Source organism: Ruegeria sp. CDSC054 (genome assembly GCF_059610645.1).
Genome location: NZ_JBXWOA010000002.1, coordinates 331,379 through 349,484 on the forward strand (window position 1 = coordinate 331,379; position 18,106 = coordinate 349,484).

The 18,106-nt window shown below is 58.0% G+C and carries 20 protein-coding genes; 7 read left to right on the plus strand and 13 right to left on the minus strand.

Features of this window, described 5'->3' with window-relative positions; translation table 11 throughout:
* Positions 1-44: 44 nt before the first annotated feature.
* Positions 45-1,994, minus strand: a complete 1,950-nt coding sequence (locus tag AC2FGC_RS05575) for an AsmA family protein (RefSeq protein ID WP_496724081.1) — start codon at positions 1,992-1,994, stop codon at positions 45-47.
* 93 nt (positions 1,995-2,087) lie between these two features.
* Here AC2FGC_RS05575 and rimO point away from each other — a divergent pair, with 93 nt between their 5' ends.
* Positions 2,088-3,482 carry a 30S ribosomal protein S12 methylthiotransferase RimO gene (rimO, locus tag AC2FGC_RS05580; protein ID WP_496724079.1) on the plus strand — a complete coding sequence of 465 codons (1,395 nt, stop codon included), beginning with the start codon at positions 2,088-2,090 and terminating at the stop codon, positions 3,480-3,482.
* A 603-nt stretch (positions 3,483-4,085) separates the two neighbouring features.
* On the opposite strand, the gene AC2FGC_RS05585 is transcribed toward rimO, so the two are convergent.
* Positions 4,086-4,274, minus strand: coding sequence for a hypothetical protein (locus AC2FGC_RS05585; RefSeq protein ID WP_058275732.1), 189 nt, complete (start codon positions 4,272-4,274; stop codon positions 4,086-4,088).
* A 214-nt stretch (positions 4,275-4,488) separates the two neighbouring features.
* On the opposite strand from AC2FGC_RS05585, the gene AC2FGC_RS05590 reads away from it, so the two are divergent.
* Positions 4,489-4,731 (plus strand): CDGSH iron-sulfur domain-containing protein, encoded by a 243-nt coding sequence (locus tag AC2FGC_RS05590; protein ID WP_496724077.1) that lies wholly within the window; start codon positions 4,489-4,491, stop codon positions 4,729-4,731.
* Here AC2FGC_RS05590 and AC2FGC_RS05595 read toward each other — a convergent pair whose 3' ends face one another.
* The 4 genes from AC2FGC_RS05595 to AC2FGC_RS05610 form a co-directional block, all read right to left on the minus strand.
* Entirely contained in the window at positions 4,732-4,992 is a 261-nt protein-coding gene (locus AC2FGC_RS05595) for a DUF6455 family protein (RefSeq protein ID WP_496724075.1), read from the minus strand.
* 55 nt (positions 4,993-5,047) lie between these two features.
* Positions 5,048-5,323 carry a DUF6455 family protein gene (locus AC2FGC_RS05600; RefSeq protein ID WP_496724073.1) on the minus strand — a complete coding sequence of 92 codons (276 nt, stop codon included), beginning with the start codon at positions 5,321-5,323 and terminating at the stop codon, positions 5,048-5,050.
* Positions 5,324-5,391: 68 nt separating this feature from the next.
* The gene (locus AC2FGC_RS05605) at positions 5,392-5,760 is read right to left on the minus strand and encodes a YigZ family protein (protein WP_496724071.1); all 369 of its coding nucleotides are present in this window, start codon (positions 5,758-5,760) and stop codon (positions 5,392-5,394) included.
* Complete coding sequence (locus tag AC2FGC_RS05610; protein WP_496724069.1) at positions 5,757-6,464, minus strand: M48 family metallopeptidase; 708 nt, start codon at positions 6,462-6,464, stop codon at positions 5,757-5,759. Before AC2FGC_RS05610 ends, AC2FGC_RS05605 begins: the two co-directional genes overlap by 4 nt.
* Positions 6,465-6,586: 122 nt before the next feature.
* Here AC2FGC_RS05610 and AC2FGC_RS05615 point away from each other — a divergent pair, with 122 nt between their 5' ends.
* Positions 6,587-6,835, plus strand: coding sequence for a DUF8831 family protein (locus AC2FGC_RS05615; protein WP_108859312.1), 249 nt, complete (start codon positions 6,587-6,589; stop codon positions 6,833-6,835).
* Here AC2FGC_RS05615 and AC2FGC_RS05620 read toward each other — a convergent pair.
* The gene (locus AC2FGC_RS05620) at positions 6,823-7,098 is read right to left on the minus strand and encodes a DUF167 domain-containing protein (RefSeq protein WP_496724578.1); all 276 of its coding nucleotides are present in this window, start codon (positions 7,096-7,098) and stop codon (positions 6,823-6,825) included. The genes AC2FGC_RS05615 and AC2FGC_RS05620 overlap by 13 nt on opposite strands.
* A 138-nt stretch (positions 7,099-7,236) precedes the next feature.
* On the opposite strand from AC2FGC_RS05620, the gene AC2FGC_RS05625 reads away from it, so the two are divergent.
* Together AC2FGC_RS05625 and AC2FGC_RS05630 are read left to right on the plus strand one after the other, a co-directional pair.
* A complete protein-coding gene (locus AC2FGC_RS05625; RefSeq protein WP_496724067.1) occupies positions 7,237-7,815 on the plus strand; it encodes a nitroreductase family protein in 579 nt (192 codons plus the stop codon).
* The gene (locus AC2FGC_RS05630; RefSeq protein ID WP_496724065.1) at positions 7,812-8,510 is read left to right on the plus strand and encodes an EI24 domain-containing protein; all 699 of its coding nucleotides are present in this window, start codon (positions 7,812-7,814) and stop codon (positions 8,508-8,510) included. Before AC2FGC_RS05625 ends, AC2FGC_RS05630 begins: the two co-directional genes overlap by 4 nt.
* Positions 8,511-8,513: 3 nt before the next feature.
* Here AC2FGC_RS05630 and AC2FGC_RS05635 read toward each other — a convergent pair whose 3' ends face one another.
* Entirely contained in the window at positions 8,514-8,789 is a 276-nt protein-coding gene (locus AC2FGC_RS05635) for a DUF1467 family protein (RefSeq protein ID WP_496724063.1), read from the minus strand.
* 21 nt (positions 8,790-8,810) lie between these two features.
* On the minus strand, positions 8,811-9,215 hold the full coding sequence (gene mce, locus AC2FGC_RS05640) for a methylmalonyl-CoA epimerase (RefSeq protein ID WP_058275955.1): 405 nt from the start codon (positions 9,213-9,215) through the stop codon (positions 8,811-8,813).
* A 134-nt stretch (positions 9,216-9,349) separates the two neighbouring features.
* On the opposite strand from mce, the gene AC2FGC_RS05645 reads away from it, so the two are divergent.
* On the plus strand, positions 9,350-10,066 hold the full coding sequence (locus AC2FGC_RS05645) for a response regulator (protein ID WP_496724060.1): 717 nt from the start codon (positions 9,350-9,352) through the stop codon (positions 10,064-10,066).
* A 247-nt stretch (positions 10,067-10,313) separates the two neighbouring features.
* Here the strand turns inward: AC2FGC_RS05645 and aspS are convergent, their stop codons facing one another.
* From aspS to AC2FGC_RS05665, 4 genes are all read right to left on the minus strand, one after another.
* Positions 10,314-12,089 (minus strand): aspartate--tRNA ligase, encoded by a 1,776-nt coding sequence (gene aspS / locus AC2FGC_RS05650; protein ID WP_496724058.1) that lies wholly within the window; start codon positions 12,087-12,089, stop codon positions 10,314-10,316.
* A gap of 78 nt (positions 12,090-12,167) precedes the next feature.
* Positions 12,168-12,839, minus strand: coding sequence for a CPBP family intramembrane glutamic endopeptidase (locus tag AC2FGC_RS05655; RefSeq protein WP_496781609.1), 672 nt, complete (start codon positions 12,837-12,839; stop codon positions 12,168-12,170).
* Positions 12,836-13,483: an aminotransferase class IV family protein gene (locus tag AC2FGC_RS05660; RefSeq protein WP_496724054.1), complete on the minus strand. Its 648-nt coding sequence runs from the start codon at positions 13,481-13,483 to the stop codon at positions 12,836-12,838. The genes AC2FGC_RS05655 and AC2FGC_RS05660 overlap by 4 nt, the downstream gene beginning before the upstream one ends.
* On the minus strand, positions 13,438-14,565 hold the full coding sequence (locus AC2FGC_RS05665; protein WP_496781611.1) for an aminodeoxychorismate synthase component I: 1,128 nt from the start codon (positions 14,563-14,565) through the stop codon (positions 13,438-13,440). Before AC2FGC_RS05665 ends, AC2FGC_RS05660 begins: the two co-directional genes overlap by 46 nt.
* Before the next feature lie 176 nt (positions 14,566-14,741).
* On the opposite strand from AC2FGC_RS05665, the gene carB reads away from it, so the two are divergent.
* Positions 14,742-18,086: a carbamoyl-phosphate synthase large subunit gene (carB, locus tag AC2FGC_RS05670; RefSeq protein ID WP_496724052.1), complete on the plus strand. Its 3,345-nt coding sequence runs from the start codon at positions 14,742-14,744 to the stop codon at positions 18,084-18,086.
* Positions 18,087-18,106: the final 20 nt, after the last annotated feature.

The following is an 18,106-nucleotide window of genomic DNA, read 5'->3' on the forward strand; positions in this document are numbered from 1 at the left end:
TTCGGGGCACCTTCTGCCCCGAAACCCTTGCGTATTGGCGCTGATTAGTTACCGCCAAACAGCTTCAGCAGCCCCTTGTTCACTTCGTCTTCGAGTTTGTTCTTGATCGCGTCTTCGATCTGATCGCTGTCCGTGATCGTCGTATTCAGCTCGTCTCCGACTTTGTCCAAGACTTTCTGCTTGGCCTCATCTTCAAGCTCTTTGGCCTTTCCTTCAGCAACAGCCTCGATAACTTTGGTCAGATCTGGCTTAATCGACGGGTTGCTCCACGGTCCGACGATTTTCACTGGCACTGCAATGCCGTTGCCCGAATTCGCGCGCAGCGCAACAGGCGTGAAAAGATAGTCGATATCGCGGTTGCCGATTCCGACCCGACCGGAACCGTCGGCCCGGAAGTTATCCAGGGACATCAACAGGTCGTTGTTCCACAACACCCCTTGATCCATGGTGAAGCTGGCGGACAGGCTGTTGAATACGGTTGTGCCGCCCTCGCCCCCGCTGCGGCCCATCAGGCGGTCCAGATCAAACCCCGAGATCACGCCCTTGCCCACGTCCACACGACCCTTGCCGCTGAGTGAGCGCACGATCTGATCCTCGGACTGTCCAACTCCCAGAAACTCAAACGACCCTGATCCGGTGCCGGACAACCGCTCGATCCCGCCAAGAGCGGACAGAGCTTGCTGTACGTCCATGCCATTCGCGGTCAGGTTACCGCCGACCGACAAACCGTTCCGGTTGTTGGCAACCACTTGCCCGTTCAGATGCCCTGAAAACAATGTGGCAGGATTCATCTGAAGAACCGCCCTGGATCGATCAAGGTTAAGCGTCAGATCGCTGGGTCCCAGCGTCAGGCCCGGTACGGCAATGGAATTGGCTTTGAGGCGGATTTTGCCATTCGCCAAGGCCAGCGCAGACGCATCAATCGGGGTGGTCGACCACCCTTGGTCAGGCGACGGCGCCGACCCTCCGACAGCGCCACCAGGCGTATCATTGAATTGAGTAAGATCCAGGTCACCGCCTTCCAGCCGTGCGGTAATCTGCGGCGGGTCCGAGATAACGATATCTGCCTCGCCGGTCAGGCGATTATTATCCAGCAACGCCACCAAATTGCGCAGTGAAATCCGACCATCGCTGGTATAGGTCATTTGCCCGGCCACGTCAGCCTCGCGCCCAAGACCCAATGGCACCCCAACACCGGCCTGACCAAAAGCAGCCAGCATACGTTCCGTGTTCGTCGTTTTGGCCAGCATTCTGCCATCCATTTCACCAGCCAGATTGACCCGCCCTACAAAGCCGAACTCTCCGCCGGGCGCGGTCATGGTCAAATCCAGCGGCGTTACCGCGCCGGACGCGTAAGCTGGCAGATCTTGAATCTTGAGGTCGACATCGACCGCCCCCCCGGGCACTGCCATCTGAGCCTGAACCTGCAGAGGCGCCGAAACGTCCGGCCAACTGGCCGCCAGATCGACATTGGTAAAATTGAACTTAGTTGCGCCGTTTTCGATATAGACCAAACGTGCATTCGTCAGCTTCAAGTGATCCAGCGTCACCTCGCCCTGCTGCCCTTGCGGTGCCGCGCCACTTGCAGCGCTTGCCGAGGCTGTGTTTTCGGGTGCCGAAAGTTCCCAATTCCCTCGCCCATCCGAAAGTTCCAACCGCAGAACCGGATTATCGGCGATCACCCGTTTGATGCGCAGGTCCCCGGAGATCAGCGCAGCAGCATCAACCCCCACGGCCAGGCTTTCGGCGCTCAGCATTGGTTCAGGACCGGCCCATTGTGCATTTCCAAAAGTCACCGGACCGGTTTCCAGCCCCAGCACGGGCCAAAAAGACAGGTTCACATCACCCGTAAGCTTCAGATCACGCCCGGTTTGGGTGCGGACCTGCTCGGCCAATATGGTGGCCAGCTTGTCGCCGGGCATCAGCAGCAAGGCCCCGATGACCAAGCCAAAAACCGCCACCAACAGGAAAACTATGCGCAACAGCCGCTTCATATTCTGCTCTCTGCCTTTTTCATGCGTTAAAAAGATCATCCAAAGCCTGCGCCGCATTTGCAAGGGGAAGCGTTCCCCACTATATGCCGCGCAATGACAACGAACCCGCCAAACCTCCGCCCCGACCTGGCGCCTGCCGCCCGGATGCCCGAGACGCCACGTTCGAACCAGCCAACAATTGGCATGGTATCCTTGGGCTGCCCCAAGGCCCTGGTCGATAGTGAGCGCATTCTGACGCGCCTGCGTGCCGAAGGATACGGCATCTCGCCCGACTATTCAGGCGCGGATGCCGTGATCGTGAATACCTGCGGGTTTCTCGACAGTGCCAAGGCCGAGTCGCTGGACGCGATCGGCGAGGCGCTGGTCGAGAATGGCAAGGTCATCGTGACCGGCTGTCTGGGCGCGGAACCGGATTACATCCGCGAACATCACCCGCGCATCATGGCTGTTACCGGCCCGCATCAATACGAGCAGGTACTGGATGCGGTGCATTCGGCAGTGCCGCCCGATCCTGATCCGTTTGTGGACCTGCTGCCTGCTGCAAGCGTACAGTTGACCCCCCGCCATTACAGCTATCTCAAGATTTCCGAGGGCTGTAACCACAAATGCAAGTTCTGCATCATCCCTGACATGCGCGGCAAGCTCGCCAGCCGCCCGGCCCACGCGGTGCTGCGCGAAGCCGAAAAGCTGGTCGACAATGGCGTGCGTGAATTGCTGGTGATCTCGCAGGACACATCCGCCTATGGGTTGGACCGGAAGTATGACGTAAACCCGTGGAAGGACCGCGAGGTGCGCAGCCACATCACCGATCTGGCGCGTGAGCTGGGGCAATTGGATGCATGGGTTCGGCTCCACTATGTCTACCCCTACCCGCATGTGCGCGAGTTGATCCCCCTGATGGCCGACGCCGGATGCAACATCCTGCCCTATCTGGATATTCCGTTCCAGCATGCCCATCCAGACGTTCTGAAACGCATGGCGCGCCCGGCAGCGGCAGCCAAGACTTTGGATGAGATCGCCGCATGGCGCGCAACCTGCCCGGACATCACGCTACGGTCGACCTTTATCGTCGGTTATCCGGGCGAGACCGAGGCCGAGTTCCAGACCCTTCTGGATTGGATGGACGAGGCGCAACTGGATCGTGTTGGCTGCTTCCAATACGAAAACGTCGATGGCGCGCGATCAAACGACCTGCCGGATCACGTTCCAGCCGAGGTCAAACAAGAGCGTTGGGAACGCTTCATGGAAAAAGCGCAGGCCATCTCCGAGGCTAAGCTGGCCGCCAAGGTCGGCCAGACCATCGACGTGATCGTGGACGAGGTTGATGACGAAGCCGCCACGTGCCGCACCAAGGCGGACGCGCCCGAGATCGACGGGAACCTGTTCATCGATGAAGGTTTCGATGATCTGAAGCCTGGTGACATCCTATCGGTCGAGATCGATGAGGCCGGCGAATACGATTTATGGGGCAAACGCACCTGGCCCTAATATGCCCGTTCACCCCAGATGGGCAGAGCGTGATTTAAGTTTATTGGCTTGAGCCGGGATTTTCCCGGACCATAAATGGAAACCTCAACTTGCTGGAAGGAGGGTTTTCATGTCGTACCTTCGTGCAATCTCTTTCAATTGCATGGCCGCGATACTTGCATCCCAACTTTTTACTGGCCCGGCAACTGCAGGCAGCATCACCGTTGGAACGAGCGGCCAAGCTGTTGTTGGGTCAAAATCGCAACATGTTCATAACAGCAATAACATCCGCATTCACCGGCACTATTACTCTCCGAAAGTCTACACACCAAAAGTCTACCACGCAAAACCGACCCCTAAGAACGCGCCCTACGTTCAGCAAAAGCAAAAAAAGAAATCCTATCGCTACCTTTATGCACCACGGTACGAGTCAAGGCGTCAACACTATCACCGCAAGTCGTTTGGGCACGGATTTTGACGGCTGGGGAGGCGATGATTGCCCATTTTCGGCACATTCTGATCTGACCCGCGCCGGCCTAAAGCGGGCACAAAAAAACCGCCCAACAAGGGCGGTCGGATGCGTTGAGTAAGCGGGCGGCCAAAACAAGACCGCCCGCAGAATTCTTACTGAGCGACCGGGTTACAGATGGTCTGTCCCGCTTCGGTCGTGGCCAGCTCGGTTCCAGCCGGGCAGCTCGGTGTGCCGAACTTGTCGTATTCAGGCGTGATGTAAACCGGCGTCGGCTCTTCCTGCTGCGAGCATGCAGCCAGAACCAGGGCAATTGCGCTAACGGCAGCAAATTTAAGTTTCATGTCCGTCATTCCTCTAAAAATTTTCTCATATTGCCCTATTATCTGGGGCCAGTCTCAAAATACGACCTCGTTGATATTATTGCAACAAAATCAATCACAGTTTTGTGAGAACGGCAAAACCATGCTGCTTGCATAAAGAAACATAAGCGCTCTACACGCCCCCGCGATGGCCTTATAGTTGTTTCACGACATTAGCCAAAAGCGGAGCAGCCACATGTCAGATGAGCCGAAACCTGCCCAAAAAGCCCCCTACCCGGTCGAAGTGACCGAAGGGAAAACCTATTTCTGGTGTGCTTGCGGCAAGTCAGAGCGCCAGCCCTTCTGCGATGGTTCACACAAGGGAACCCAGTTTGAACCAGTGAAGTTTACTGCCGAGACCAGCAAGAAGGTGTTCTTTTGCGGGTGCAAACAAACGGCCAATCCGCCGCTGTGCGACGGTTCGCATTCCAAGCTCTGACTAAGTCTTCAAAGCGTTCAGCGTTTCTGCATTCACGCAGAATTCAGGGGCCGAATCGGCTTTGACCTGTTGTTTCGACAACCACAATTCGCATTGGTCGCTGCACCCAGACGCACGACAGCGCGTCACGATCTCCGCATAACCATTGGTGGTCAACCGCCCCTCGGCCATCGCTTCGGTCAACGAAACATCCATACATCTGGCTACCGACCGGGTTAGCCAAAAGTGTTTCTCCACGTCGCCCAGAGTATCTCGGGTCATTGGCAAGTCTGCCTTTTGTTTGCACAAACGCGGCGATGGCGCGGCATGATTTTTCTTATCCGTCGCGCTTGCTTTCCGACAGCGAAGTGAGGCGGTCAAACAGGGACGTGTTCCTGCAGTATTCCGGGGTTTTCTGGTCTTGGGCAGATTGTGCCAGAAATTGCGCGCAATGATCGGGGTTCGAACAATCTCTGCAACGCAGGACCGCATCAGAGATCTGGTCAATCGAGACGTCACCGCCTATGGCCGCATCTTCCAGATCGACCCCGACGTGGGTTGCCATCTGGTCGACCAGTTCCGCATGTCGTTTCAGAGTATTTTTGCCAAGCATTGCGCTGTCTCCCTGTCGCACAGTTCTGGCAGGATAGCGCAGCGGCCCGAACAGGCATTTGACTCAGGTCAAGACCCGGCACCGATATGGTCCAGATAGGCGCGGGTCGCATCCTGCACCCTGCGAAACCGGACACCGCCCAGTTTTTTGCCGCCGTACCAGCGGGTGACAATGATGACGTGGCCCTCCAGTCCGGCCCTTTCGAGCATGCGCAGGATAACCATTCCGGCACCGCTTTCTCCATCGTCAGCCTTGAGAGCCCCTGTCGGCAAGATCGCCGCCCAGGTATTGTGCGTCGCCTTGGCATAGGCTTTGTCGGATTTGAGATCTTGCAGCACGGCATCCACGTCCTCGCGCATTTGCACCGCAGCTCCCGACACCGCGTATTTTGACCCACGATCTGTCAGGATTACACCCAGCCTTGTTATTTGGGTCATTGCGTCAGCCCAAGTTTTCGGGCGGTGTTCTTAACCATCTGCACACGCTGCGCATTCGGCGGATGTGACGCCAGAAAACTGTCCTCCGGGTCCGGGATGCGGTCAAAGTACTTTGCGCCGATCAACGGGTTGTATCCGGCATTGTGGGTAATAATTGTGCCCAACTGGTCAGCCTCAAGCTCGAAGGCCTTGACGTTCAATTGAACACCCACTTCCGCCCCAATTTTCTGTGTTCGCTCCAGGTCTTCGCCCTCTTCTCCAAAGAGCTTGCCCAGATTGTTGAATATTGCAGCGCTTTCTTGCGCGTTTTTCGACTGGCGGGGGATATGGCGCAGAAGGTGATGGGCCGCTTCATGCCCAAGGACAAAAGCCAGTTCATTTGGGTTTTGTGCTGACTGAATCATGGAACGGGTCATAATGATCACCGGCTGGCCTCTGTTATCCAAGGTCTGAAACGCATTCGCTTCCGCCTGTGGATTGAGATCAACAAGAACCGTGAAATCGCAATTTTTGACTTTGGCCCGCTTCAGACACTCTGCCCGGGCTTCCTTGCCGATGGAGCGGCTGACATCTCGAACCGCGGCCGCCTCTACCTGATACTCACCCAAGGTCCCCGACCATTGGGTCGCGGGCTGCAATCGCATCTCGCCAGCACTACAGGCCGCCAGAAAAAGAGGAAGAAACAAACAGATCAGACGATACATTCATAATCCTTTGAAACGGTTGGCCCGTTTTCACGACCATAGCGCGGAGCCGCGCCAATCACCACAGCCCGATTGGTAAGGTACGGGTTGCATTGCATTCGGCTGACCTGCACTCTGCTTTCATGTTTTCGATTGAGCATGAATTCGACTCGACAGTCATTACTCTGGTGGACGAAGGCCCCAAGCCTTTGCAAGAGGATGTCGTCATCAACAGCTTCGCCGAATGTGTGACGCTTGAACAATTGGACCCGCGCACGGATCAGATTCAGAGGATCACGTTGTCCCCAGAACAGGTGCGCGATCTGGCGGCGGCTTTGGACTTGCCGGAAGGCGTGTACCAAATCCGGGAAACACCGGATCAGGGTGAATAGACAAATACCTTGTCGCGCGACGTCTGCCCCCGCTTGAGGATCAGAGTGGACGGTGCCACCCCCATGGCCACGGCCAAAATGTTGCGCACCGCCTCGTTTGCCTTGCCATTTTCGGGCGGCGCGGTGACGGTGATGCGAATGTTTCCCTGATCGGTTAAAATCCCATCCTTCGCAGCTTTCGGCGTGACCCGGACCTCGATCCCTTCATCGGGTACGGCGTGCGCGCTCAGATCCGGTACATTTCGCAGCTTTGGTTTGGCCATCTTCCCTCTCTTCTTCTTGAACATCCTTGCACGAACGCTCAGGGAGTGAAATTGATCTCCTGCATCCAGCCACTTGCCCTTGAAACCCGCCAGATGTTCAACCACATACACAACCGCCTATGTAAAGGAAGTTAACATATGTCCTTGAAGAATCCGGCCGCTCTGGAGTTTCTGCAATCGCGACGGTCGCGCCCTGCGAAAACGCTGATTGAACCCGCCCCGACGCGGGACCAGCTGTTGCCCCTGCTGACCGCCGCCGCACGCAGCCCGGATCATGGCAAGCTGGAACCCTGGCGTTTTATCGTGCTTGAGAAAGGTGCCATGCCGCGCCTGGCGCAGCTGACCGAAGACTGCGGTGCTGCCCTTGGTAAAACTGCTGAGGATATCGCCAAGGCCCGCAGTCAGTTTGACATGGGCCATCTGGCGGTCGCCGTGATCGAGGTACAAAAACCCTCCGCGAAAATCCCGGTGATTGAACAAACCTATTCCGCCGGCGCAGTGTGCCTGGCTTTGCTGAACGCGGCGCTTGCTGCGGGTTGGGGCGCGAACTGGCTGTCCGGTTGGCAGACCCACAACCGGGACTTTTGCAAAAAGGCGTTCGGGCTACAAGATAATGAGCGCGTCGCGGGTCTGGTCCATATCGCGACCGAGGGCAAAGCACCGCCCGAAAGACCCCGCCCTGACGTGGATGGGTTGACGCAGTGGGTTTCGGAATGACCATTCTCAACGCCTTTTTTGCAGCGCTGGGACAGATCGGCGACCCAAAGTTCCGGGCTGTCCTGTTGCGCGGCGTTGGTCTGACGATTGTTTTGCTGATCGCCGCATGTGCTTTGGCGATCTGGCTGATAAACAGGCTGTCGGGGAACGAGATCTCTCTGCCCTTTATCGGTGCCGTGCCGTGGTTGAACGACGTGCTGAATTATTCCGGCATCTTTGTCGTCCTGATCCTGCCCGTATTTCTGATGGTCCCGGTGGCCTCGGCGATTACGTCGATGTTTCTGGAAGACGTCGCGCAAGCGGTCGAAGACAAGCATTACCCATCTTTGCCTGCTGTACCCGGCATTCCATTCAGCGAAAGCCTGCGCGACGGGCTGAGCTTCATGGGAGTTCTGATCGTTGCCAACCTGCTGGCCCTGATTCTCTATGCAATCTTTACCCCACTCGCTCCCTTCATCTTCTGGGGCATGAACGGTTTCTTGTTGGGGCGGGAATACTTTACGCTGGCGGCCATGCGCAGGTTGGGTCGCGAAGGTGCACGTAAGCTGCGCGCCAAACACGCAACGACCATCTGGATGGCAGGCATTTTGATGGCGATCCCGCTATCCGTGCCCCTGGTGAACCTTGTGATCCCAATCCTTGGGGTCGCAACGTTCACCCATATCTACCACAAGCTATCAGGGTCTATGGCTTAAAGATCAGCGCTGCGGCTCCAGCTGGTTCAGCCAGTCGAAGTCTCGCACGGAAATCATGCCGGACAGGATGATGCCTGCGATAATGGCCCAGAGCACCACCGTGATACCGGTGGTGATCCACATCTTTTTCTTCAGGTGATGCTCTTCAGGTGCGCCCGCGTGGGTGCCCGGAACGATATCACCCAGATCGCCCTGCGTCTTGATGCGGATTGGCAGCACCACCAGCAAGGTCATGAACCAGATCACAGCGAACAGAACGGCCGCACCAGTAATCGACATCTTATCCCCTCCGGGGTTAGGTTACACCTGTTCCAGTTCGACCAGGCAGCCGTTAAAATCTTTGGGGTGCAGGAACAGCACCGGTTTACCATGCGCACCGATCTTGGGCTCACCCGAACCCAGCACGCGCGCGCCGGTTTCTTTCAGGTGATCGCGGGCAGCGATGATATCCTCGACCTCATAGCAGACATGGTGGATGCCGCCAGCGGGGTTCTTTTCCAGAAACCCGTTGATCGGGCTGTCATCGCCCATCGGATAAAGCAGTTCGATCTTGGTATTGGGCAGTTCGATGAACACAACTGTGACGCCGTGATCCGGCTCATCCTGCGGCGCGCCGACTTTCGCGCCCAGCGCGTTGCGATACTGCTCCGAGGCGGCCTCAAGATCGGGTACGGCAATGGCTACGTGGTTCAGGCGACCAATCATGGAACTCTCCTCTGTTCTGCGTTGCAGCGGTTATGGGGGCTGATTGAACAAAGAACAAGTGCGCCAAATTGCCGTTAACGCCCTGTTAGCCAGAAGTTCCTAGCGTGACGTATCTGCTGATTAGGAGTTCCGCCATGGACGATTCGAGCCCCTTCGCCTCTCCCGCGCAGCCGACGGCCACGCGGCCCCTGCTGGGACAAACTATTCTGGTTGTGGAAGACAGCCGCTATGCCTGCGACGCCATCCGCTTGATGTGCCTGCACAGCGGCGCGCGCATCAGGCGGGCGGATTGCCTGCAATCGGCACGGCGTCACCTGCAGATCTACCGCCCGTCTGTCATCATCGTGGACATGGGTCTGCCGGACGGGTCCGGCGCGGATCTGATCGCTGATCTGTCTGAGGCTGCGCCCCGCATTGGGGCCATTCTTGGCATGTCCGGGGATGACCACATGAAACGCACCGCAATGCGGGCCGGTGCCGACGGGTTTTTAGCGAAACCCCTCAAATCGCTGGCCTATTTTCAGACGTCCATCCTGGAACGTTTGCCCGAAGATCGCCGACCCAGCAGCCTGCATGCCGTCCGGGATGAGATCATTAACGCCGATCCGTTGGCCTATCAGGATGACATGGCGCATATCGCCGACATTCTGGCCGGTCCGAATGATCAGCGCACGCTGGATTACGCGGCACAGTTTCTGCGCGGGGTTGCCCGCGATGCCGAGGATACGGTTTTGGCCGAAGCGGCCCAGCGGCTTGCCGAGTCGCGGGCAGACGGAACCCCAGTAACGGCCGTGGCCGCTCAGGTCGCCGGGATTGTGCAGACCCGTTTGGAACAGCGTGAGGCGATTTGAGATGATGACCGCTTACTTCATAACCGCAACGATCTTGTGCCTTTGGGTCTACTGGCAAACCCGCGCCACCGCCCGCGATATTCGCTCTAGCCGGAAGTCATTTAGGGACCCATGGGAATAGGTCGCCAACAAACGGGCTATGCAGACCTGCGACCAAGCGATGAATACCGGTCCATAGCCATGACCTTTGTACAAGCACAAGCCATGAAAAAACCCGCTGCAGGGTCAGCAGCGGGTTTTGCTATTCTCAGTCCTGAGGGATGATCCGCAGGCCCAGCTCCATCATCTGATCCGAGGTCGGATCGGATGGTGCGTCCATCATTAGATCCTCGGCACGCTGGTTCATAGGGAACATCATGACCTCGCGGATGTTGGCTTCATCGGCCAGCAACATCACGATACGGTCGATACCAGCGGCGCAGCCACCGTGCGGCGGGGCACCATAATGGAAGGCGTTGAACAGCGCGCCAAAGCGGCTTTTCACTTCTTCTTCGCCGTATCCAGCCAGTTCAAAGGCTTTCAACATGATTTCCGGCTTGTGGTTCCGGATCGCGCCCGACACCAGCTCGTACCCGTTACAGGCCAGGTCGTACTGATAGCCACGCACGTCCAAGGGGTTCCCCAGCAGCGCTTCCATCCCGCCTTGCGGCATCGAGAACGGGTTGTGCTCAAAGTCGATCGCACCGGTTTCTTCGTCCTGCTCGTAGATCGGGAAGTCCACGATCCAAGCAAAAGCAAAGCGGTCTTTCTCGGTCAGGTTCAGTTCCTCACCGATCACGTCGCGAGCCTTACCAGCGACCTTTTCAAAGGCTTTCGGCTTACCACCCAGGAAGAAGGCAGCATCGCCAACGCCCAGACCCAGCTGCTGACGGATCGCCTCGGTGCGCTCGGGGCCGATGTTTTTGGCCAGCGGTCCTGCGGCCTCCATCCCTTCGCCTTGATCGCGCCAGAAGATGTAGCCCATGCCGGGCAGACCCTCTTTCTGAGCAAAGGCGTTCATGCGGTCGCAGAACTTGCGGCTACCACCGGTCGGCGCGGGGATGGCGCGGATTTCGGTGCCTTCCTGCTCCAACAGCTTCGCGAAAATCGCGAAGCCAGACCCGCGGAAGTGGTCAGAGACCACTTGCATTTTAATAGGGTTGCGCAGGTCCGGCTTGTCGGAACCGTACCACAATGCAGCATCCTTGTAGGAGATCTGCGGCCACTCCTGATCGACCTTGCGGCCACCGCCGAACTCTTCGAACACACCGGTCAGAACCGGCTGGATCGTGTCGAACACGTCTTGCTGTTCGACAAACGACATCTCAAGGTCAAGCTGATAGAAATCGGTGGGCGAACGGTCGGCACGCGGATCTTCGTCACGGAAGCACGGTGCGATCTGGAAATACTTGTCAAAGCCCGACACCATGATCAGCTGTTTGAACTGCTGCGGGGCCTGCGGCAGCGCGTAAAACTTGCCCGGATGCAAACGCGACGGCACAAGGAAGTCGCGCGCGCCTTCAGGCGAAGATGCGGTGATGATCGGCGTCTGATACTCGCGGAAGCCCTGATCCCACATACGTTTGCGCATGGAAGAAACAACATCCGAGCGCAGGGTCATGTTCTGCTGCATAGCTTCGCGACGCAGGTCCAGGTAACGGTAGCGCAGACGCGTTTCTTCGGGGTATTCCTGATCTCCGAACACCATCAGCGGCAGTTCGTCAGCCGCGCCCAGAACCTCAAGCTCCCGCACGTAAACTTCAATCTCACCGGTCGGCAGTTTCGAGTTCACCAGCTCCGGGTCACGTGCTTTGACGGTGCCGTCGATGCGGATACACCATTCCGAACGTACTTTCTCAAGCTCGGCAAAAGCTGCACTGTCGCCATCACACAGAACCTGTGTCACACCGAAATGATCGCGCAGATCGATGAACAGCACGCCGCCGTGATCTCGTACCCGATGCACCCAACCGGACAGGCGGACGGTTTCACCGACATTGGCGGCGGTCAGTGCGGCGCAGGTGTGGCTGCGGTAGGCGTGCATGGATTTATCCCTTCGGGCGTAGAATTCGTCGCGCCGGTACACCCTGTCAGGCTTGGAAAGTCAAGGCAGGTCGCGCCGTCAAAACGGCCTTTGCACGTTGCCGGAATAGAAATAGATGCCCAGACCCGCCGCAAAGATAACATTACCCGCAATAGCGTGCAGCAGGACCGCGTAGAAAAACGACCCGCGTTGGCGGTAGGCCCAAGTGAACAACAGCCCTCCGCCAAAGGTCATGATGGCGACAATCCAGCTCCAGTACATCAGGTGGGCCAGCGAAAACAAGGACGCGTTCAGTAGGTAAGCCGCCTTCCCGTTTGGCAGGATCGCCTGGTAGCGGCGGAAGAACAGCGACCGGAACAAAAGCTCTTGCGGAAGGGCCGAAGCAATCGGGTAAGCCAGCCAGATCACTGCCAGGAATTCGGACCGGTAGAGAAGCATGCGAAATGCAACATCCGGTCGCTTCGCCATGACGACCGCCGAGCAAAACGCCGCCATGGCAACAGTGAAGAGAGCGAGCTCGCGCCACGTCCAATTGCGCCAGTTGTACCGAAGTTCGGCCCAGGCAAAACCCGGCGTGTAATGGAGCAGGATGATACCGATGGCCGTGAAGGTGAACAGCGACGGAAACATCCAATTCGGAGGAAAAAAGACCGCGATCAGAACTGGTACTGCGACAAAGAACAGGCCGAACTCCAGCCGTAGCCGCAGGTGATGCGTCCCGTCATGCGCCCAATCGCTTTGTTTGCTCACAATACCGCCAATTCCGCCCGGATCAGGCCACGTAAGGAATTCCCTACGAAAACTTTTTCCGCGTTTTTCAGATCGGTCAAGGACAAGACGCTTTCGGTAACCTGTTTATTATCAATCAGTTCTTCTCGCAGAATCCCCGGAAGCAAACCACAGGTCAGCTTTGGCGTCAGACGACGGCCGTCCGGCATATGCAGGAACAGGTTGGTGATGGTCCCTTCGCACAGTTCTTCACGTTCATTCAGAAACAGAAATTCGTCTATTCCGTCCGGCAGCGATGCGCGAGCCGTATCATAAACAGAGCGTTGTGTCGTCTTGTGCTGCAACCAAACATCCGACGCGGAAAGCCGCATTTTGGTGACCGCGACCCGCCATAATGGTGGGTTATCGGCCAGTACTCCGGTTGTCACATCGTGTGTTCCATCAACTGCCAGCGTAAGCCGGCAACGCAGAGGTGATTGCCCTACGACAGCGTCCAGTGTCTGGATGGCGGCGCACACATCGAAAGGAATGCCCATGGCCGCAGCTGACCGAGCCATACGGGCCAGATGCCGATCTCGGCGAACGAACCCTTGCCCGGGTCGAAAGGCCAGTGTTTCGATCAGGCGGAAGTCAGGGTCAGCTGGTGGGCAAAGCGAGCTTTCCATAGCGCTTCCTCATATTCCGATGGGGCCGTGCTGTCCCAGATCACTCCACCGCCGACATTGAGGGTGGCCGCGCCATTCTCGACCATCAGGGTCCGGATGGCCACGTTGAATTCGGAACGCCCGTCCGGCGCAACCCACCCGATTGCACCGCAATAAACATCGCGAGGCCAGGGTTCGAGATCGGACAAAATCTCCATGGCTCGAATTTTGGGGGCACCGGTAATGGAGCCGCAGGGAAACAAAGCCGTCAGGATATCGGACAGCTCGGCGCCCATGTGCAGCTGCGCCTGCACCAGCGAGATCATCTGATGCACGGTCGCATAGGTTTCGACCTTGAACAGTTCGGGCACCTTGACGGATCCGGGCATCGCGACGCGGCTGATATCGTTGCGCAACAGATCGACGATCATCAGGTTTTCAGCCCGGTTCTTTTCGTCGACCGCCAGGAACGCGCGACGCCGGGCGTCTTCAGCCATATCCTCGCTGCGGGGTTGGGTCCCCTTCATTGGGCGGGTTTCGATCCCGCGGTCCGCGTTCGTGCGAAAGAACAGCTCAGGAGACCGGCTGAGCAGATCGGGCAACCCATCCTGCTGGATCAACGCGCCATGACCTACGGGCTGTCCGGCCGTGAGCGCGGCATAAAGCGCGGCGCTATCGCCCTCTACAGTCATATCAATCGGGAATGTCAGGTTGGCCTGATAAATATCCCCTGCCCCAATGGCGTCATGCACGTGTTGAAACGCCTGCGTGTACCGCGCCTCGTCCCAGCGCGGCTCAAACTGGGTCACGCCACCGGATGCAACCGGCAATTCCCGCTGAATGGGGCGATCATAAACGCCGAAGCATAGTAAAGGCAGCCGGCGGCCTTCTGGCAAACGCTCAGACAGGCGCGGTTCCAGCACGTACCCTAGCTCATAGCTGGCATAGCCAGCCAACCAAGCCCCTTGCGCGCGCGCCTCGTCCAGCGCCTCCAACGCTTGGGGCACGTCCTCCGCATTGTCCGCGCGGATCATTTCGGCTGGCCGGTCAAAACTGGTTCCTGATCCGGCTGGCCCCTGATCAAAACGAATACGCAATTGCATCCTCATTTGTCGTGCTGCGCGGTATAGAGAATACGCCGCCAAGGGAAAGGGGGGAAAGCGGCAATTTCGCCCCTGTTTCCGATCCCCCTTGCACCTTTTCGCGCGGTCCCTATAACGCAGGACAATTTGGGCGCTTGGGGGTGCCCTGAATCGCGGACAATCGAAGGAACGTGGCCATGCCGAGAAGAACCGACATTCAGTCGATCATGATCATCGGGGCGGGCCCCATTGTTATTGGTCAGGCTTGCGAGTTCGACTATTCCGGCGCTCAGGCCTGCAAGGCACTACGGGAAGAAGGGTACCGGGTCATCCTGGTGAACTCAAACCCCGCCACGATCATGACCGACCCCGAATTGGCCGACGCGACTTATATCGAGCCGATCACGCCCGAGGTTGTCGCCAAGATCATCGAGAAAGAGCGCCCCGACGCCCTGCTGCCCACTATGGGTGGTCAGACTGGCCTGAACACCTCACTCGCGCTGGAAGAGATGGGTGTGTTGGACAAATTTGGTGTCGAGATGATCGGCGCTAAACGCGACGCCATCGAAATGGCTGAAGACCGCGCCCTGTTCCGCGAGGCGATGGACCGGCTGGGTATCGAAAACCCAAAGGCCGAGATCGTGACGGCCCCCAAGGACGAAAGCGGCAAGAAAGACCTGGACGCCGGTGTGGCACTGGCCCTTGAAACCCTTGAAAATGTGGGCTTACCCGCCATCATCCGCCCCGCCTTTACGCTGGGCGGCACCGGCGGCGGCGTGGCGTATAACCGCGAGGATTATATTCATATTTGCCGCACGGGCATGGATGCCTCGCCCGTTGGCCAAATCCTGATCGATGAAAGCCTGCTGGGCTGGAAAGAATACGAGATGGAGGTGGTGCGCGACACTGCGGACAACGCCATCATCGTCTGCTCCATCGAAAACGTCGACCCCATGGGTGTGCACACCGGCGACTCGATCACCGTTGCCCCAGCCCTGACGCTGACCGACAAAGAATACCAGGTCATGCGCAATCACTCGATTGCCGTGCTGCGCGAGATCGGCGTCGAGACCGGCGGATCGAACGTACAATGGGCGATCAACCCGGTCGACGGACGGATGGTCGTGATCGAGATGAACCCGCGCGTATCGCGTTCTTCGGCGCTGGCGTCAAAGGCAACCGGTTTCCCGATTGCCAAGATCGCCGCCAAGCTGGCCGTCGGTTATACGCTGGATGAGCTGGACAACGACATCACCAAAGTCACCCCGGCCAGCTTTGAGCCGACCATCGACTATGTTGTCACCAAGATTCCGAAATTCGCGTTCGAGAAATTCCCCGGCTCCGAGCCCTACCTGACCACCGCCATGAAATCGGTGGGTGAGGCCATGTCTATCGGCCGTACCATCCACGAATCGATGCAAAAGGCGCTGGCTTCGATGGAATCGGGTCTGACCGGGTTTGATGAGGTGGAAATCCCCGGCCTGAATGTCGGTGTCTGGGACGAAGCCGACGACAAGGCCGCCGTCATCAAAGCAATCAGCCAGCAGACGCCCGACCGTCTGCGCACCATCGCGCAAGCAATGCGCCACGGGCTGACCGACGATGAGATCTTTGGCGTCACCAAGTTCGACCCTTGGTTCCTTGCCCGTATCCGCGAGATAATCGAAGCCGAACGCCAAGTGCGCAAAGACGGCCTGCCCGTGACCGAGGAAGGCATCCGTAAGCTCAAGATGCTGGGCTTTACTGACGCGCGTTTGGGAAATCTGACTGGTCGTGACGAAGACAACGTCCGCCGGGCGCGCCGCAATCTGGGCGTTACAGCCGTGTTCAAACGCATCGACACCTGCGCCGCCGAGTTCGAGGCGCAGACGCCCTATATGTACTCGACCTACGAAGCCCCCATGATGGGTGACGTAGAATGCGAGGCGCGTCCGTCTGACCGCAAGAAAGTCGTCATCCTTGGCGGTGGCCCGAACCGGATTGGTCAAGGCATCGAGTTCGACTATTGCTGCTGCCACGCCTGTTTCGCGCTGACCGACGCTGGTTATGAAACCATCATGATCAACTGCAACCCCGAGACCGTGTCGACCGACTACGACACCTCGGATCGTCTTTATTTTGAACCTCTGACTTTCGAACACGTCATGGAAATCCTGACGAAGGAACAGGAAAACGGGACGCTGCACGGCGTGATTGTTCAGTACGGCGGTCAGACGCCCCTGAAACTGGCCAACGCGCTGGAAGCCGAAGGCATTCCGATCCTGGGCACCACTCCGGATGCCATCGATCTGGCCGAAGACCGTGAACGCTTTCAGGCGCTGGTTAGTGATCTGGGTCTGAAACAGCCCAGAAACGGCATCGCTTCAACCGACGCGCAAGCGCTGGATATTGCTGAAGAGATCGGTTTTCCGCTGGTAATCCGCCCCTCTTACGTTCTAGGCGGCCGCGCGATGGAAATCGTGCGCGATATGGACCAACTGAGGCGCTACATCAACGAGGCCGTGGTCGTCTCGGGCGACAGCCCTGTGCTGCTGGACAGCTACTTGGCCGGTGCGGTCGAGCTGGACGTGGATGCGCTGTGCGATGGTACCGACGTGCATGTTGCGGGCATCATGCAGCATATCGAAGAGGCGGGCGTACATTCCGGCGACTCGGCCTGTTCGCTGCCGCCCTACTCTCTGTCGGCAGAGATTATCGATCAGATCAAGGGCCAGACGTTCAAGCTGGCCAAGGCACTGAACGTTGTCGGCCTGATGAATGTGCAGTTCGCGATCAAGGACGATGAAATCTACCTGATCGAAGTGAACCCACGCGCCTCGCGGACCGTACCGTTTGTGGCCAAGGCGACCGACAGTGCGATTGCTTCGATTGCAGCACGCGTCATGGCCGGTGAGAAACTATCGAACTTCCCTATGCGCCCCGCATACAAGGATGGTCAGGATACCAAGATTGCCGACCAGATGACGCTGGCCGATCCGGACATGCCGTGGTTCTCGGTGAAAGAGGCTGTTTTGCCTTTTGCCCGCTTCCCCGGCGTTGACACCATTCTGGGCCCGGAAATGCGTTCCACTGGCGAGGTCATGGGCTGGGACCGCGACTTCCCGCGCGCCTTCCTCAAGGCGCAGATGGGCGCAGGCATGGTTCTGCCCTCTTCGGGTCGTGCGTTTATCTCGATCAAGGACGCCGATAAAGGTGCCGCTATGCTTGAAGCCGCTCAAGTTCTGACGGAACAGGGCTTTTCGCTTGTCGCGACCCGTGGCACACAAAGCTGGTTGGCCGAGCAAGGCGTTGCCTGTGAGATCGTCAACAAGGTCTATGAGGGTCGCCCGGACGTGGTCGATATGTTGAAAGACGGTCAAGTTCAGCTGCTGATGAACACCACCGAAGGGGCGCAGGCGGTTGAGGACAGCAAGGCCATCCGGTCCATCGCACTGTATGACAAGATCCCATACTACACGACAGCTGCCGCAAGCCACGCCGCCGCGCTGGCGATTAAGGCGCAGACCGAAGGCGATGTCGAGGTTAGATCGCTGCAGGGCTGATCGGCCTTAACCTGCTTACA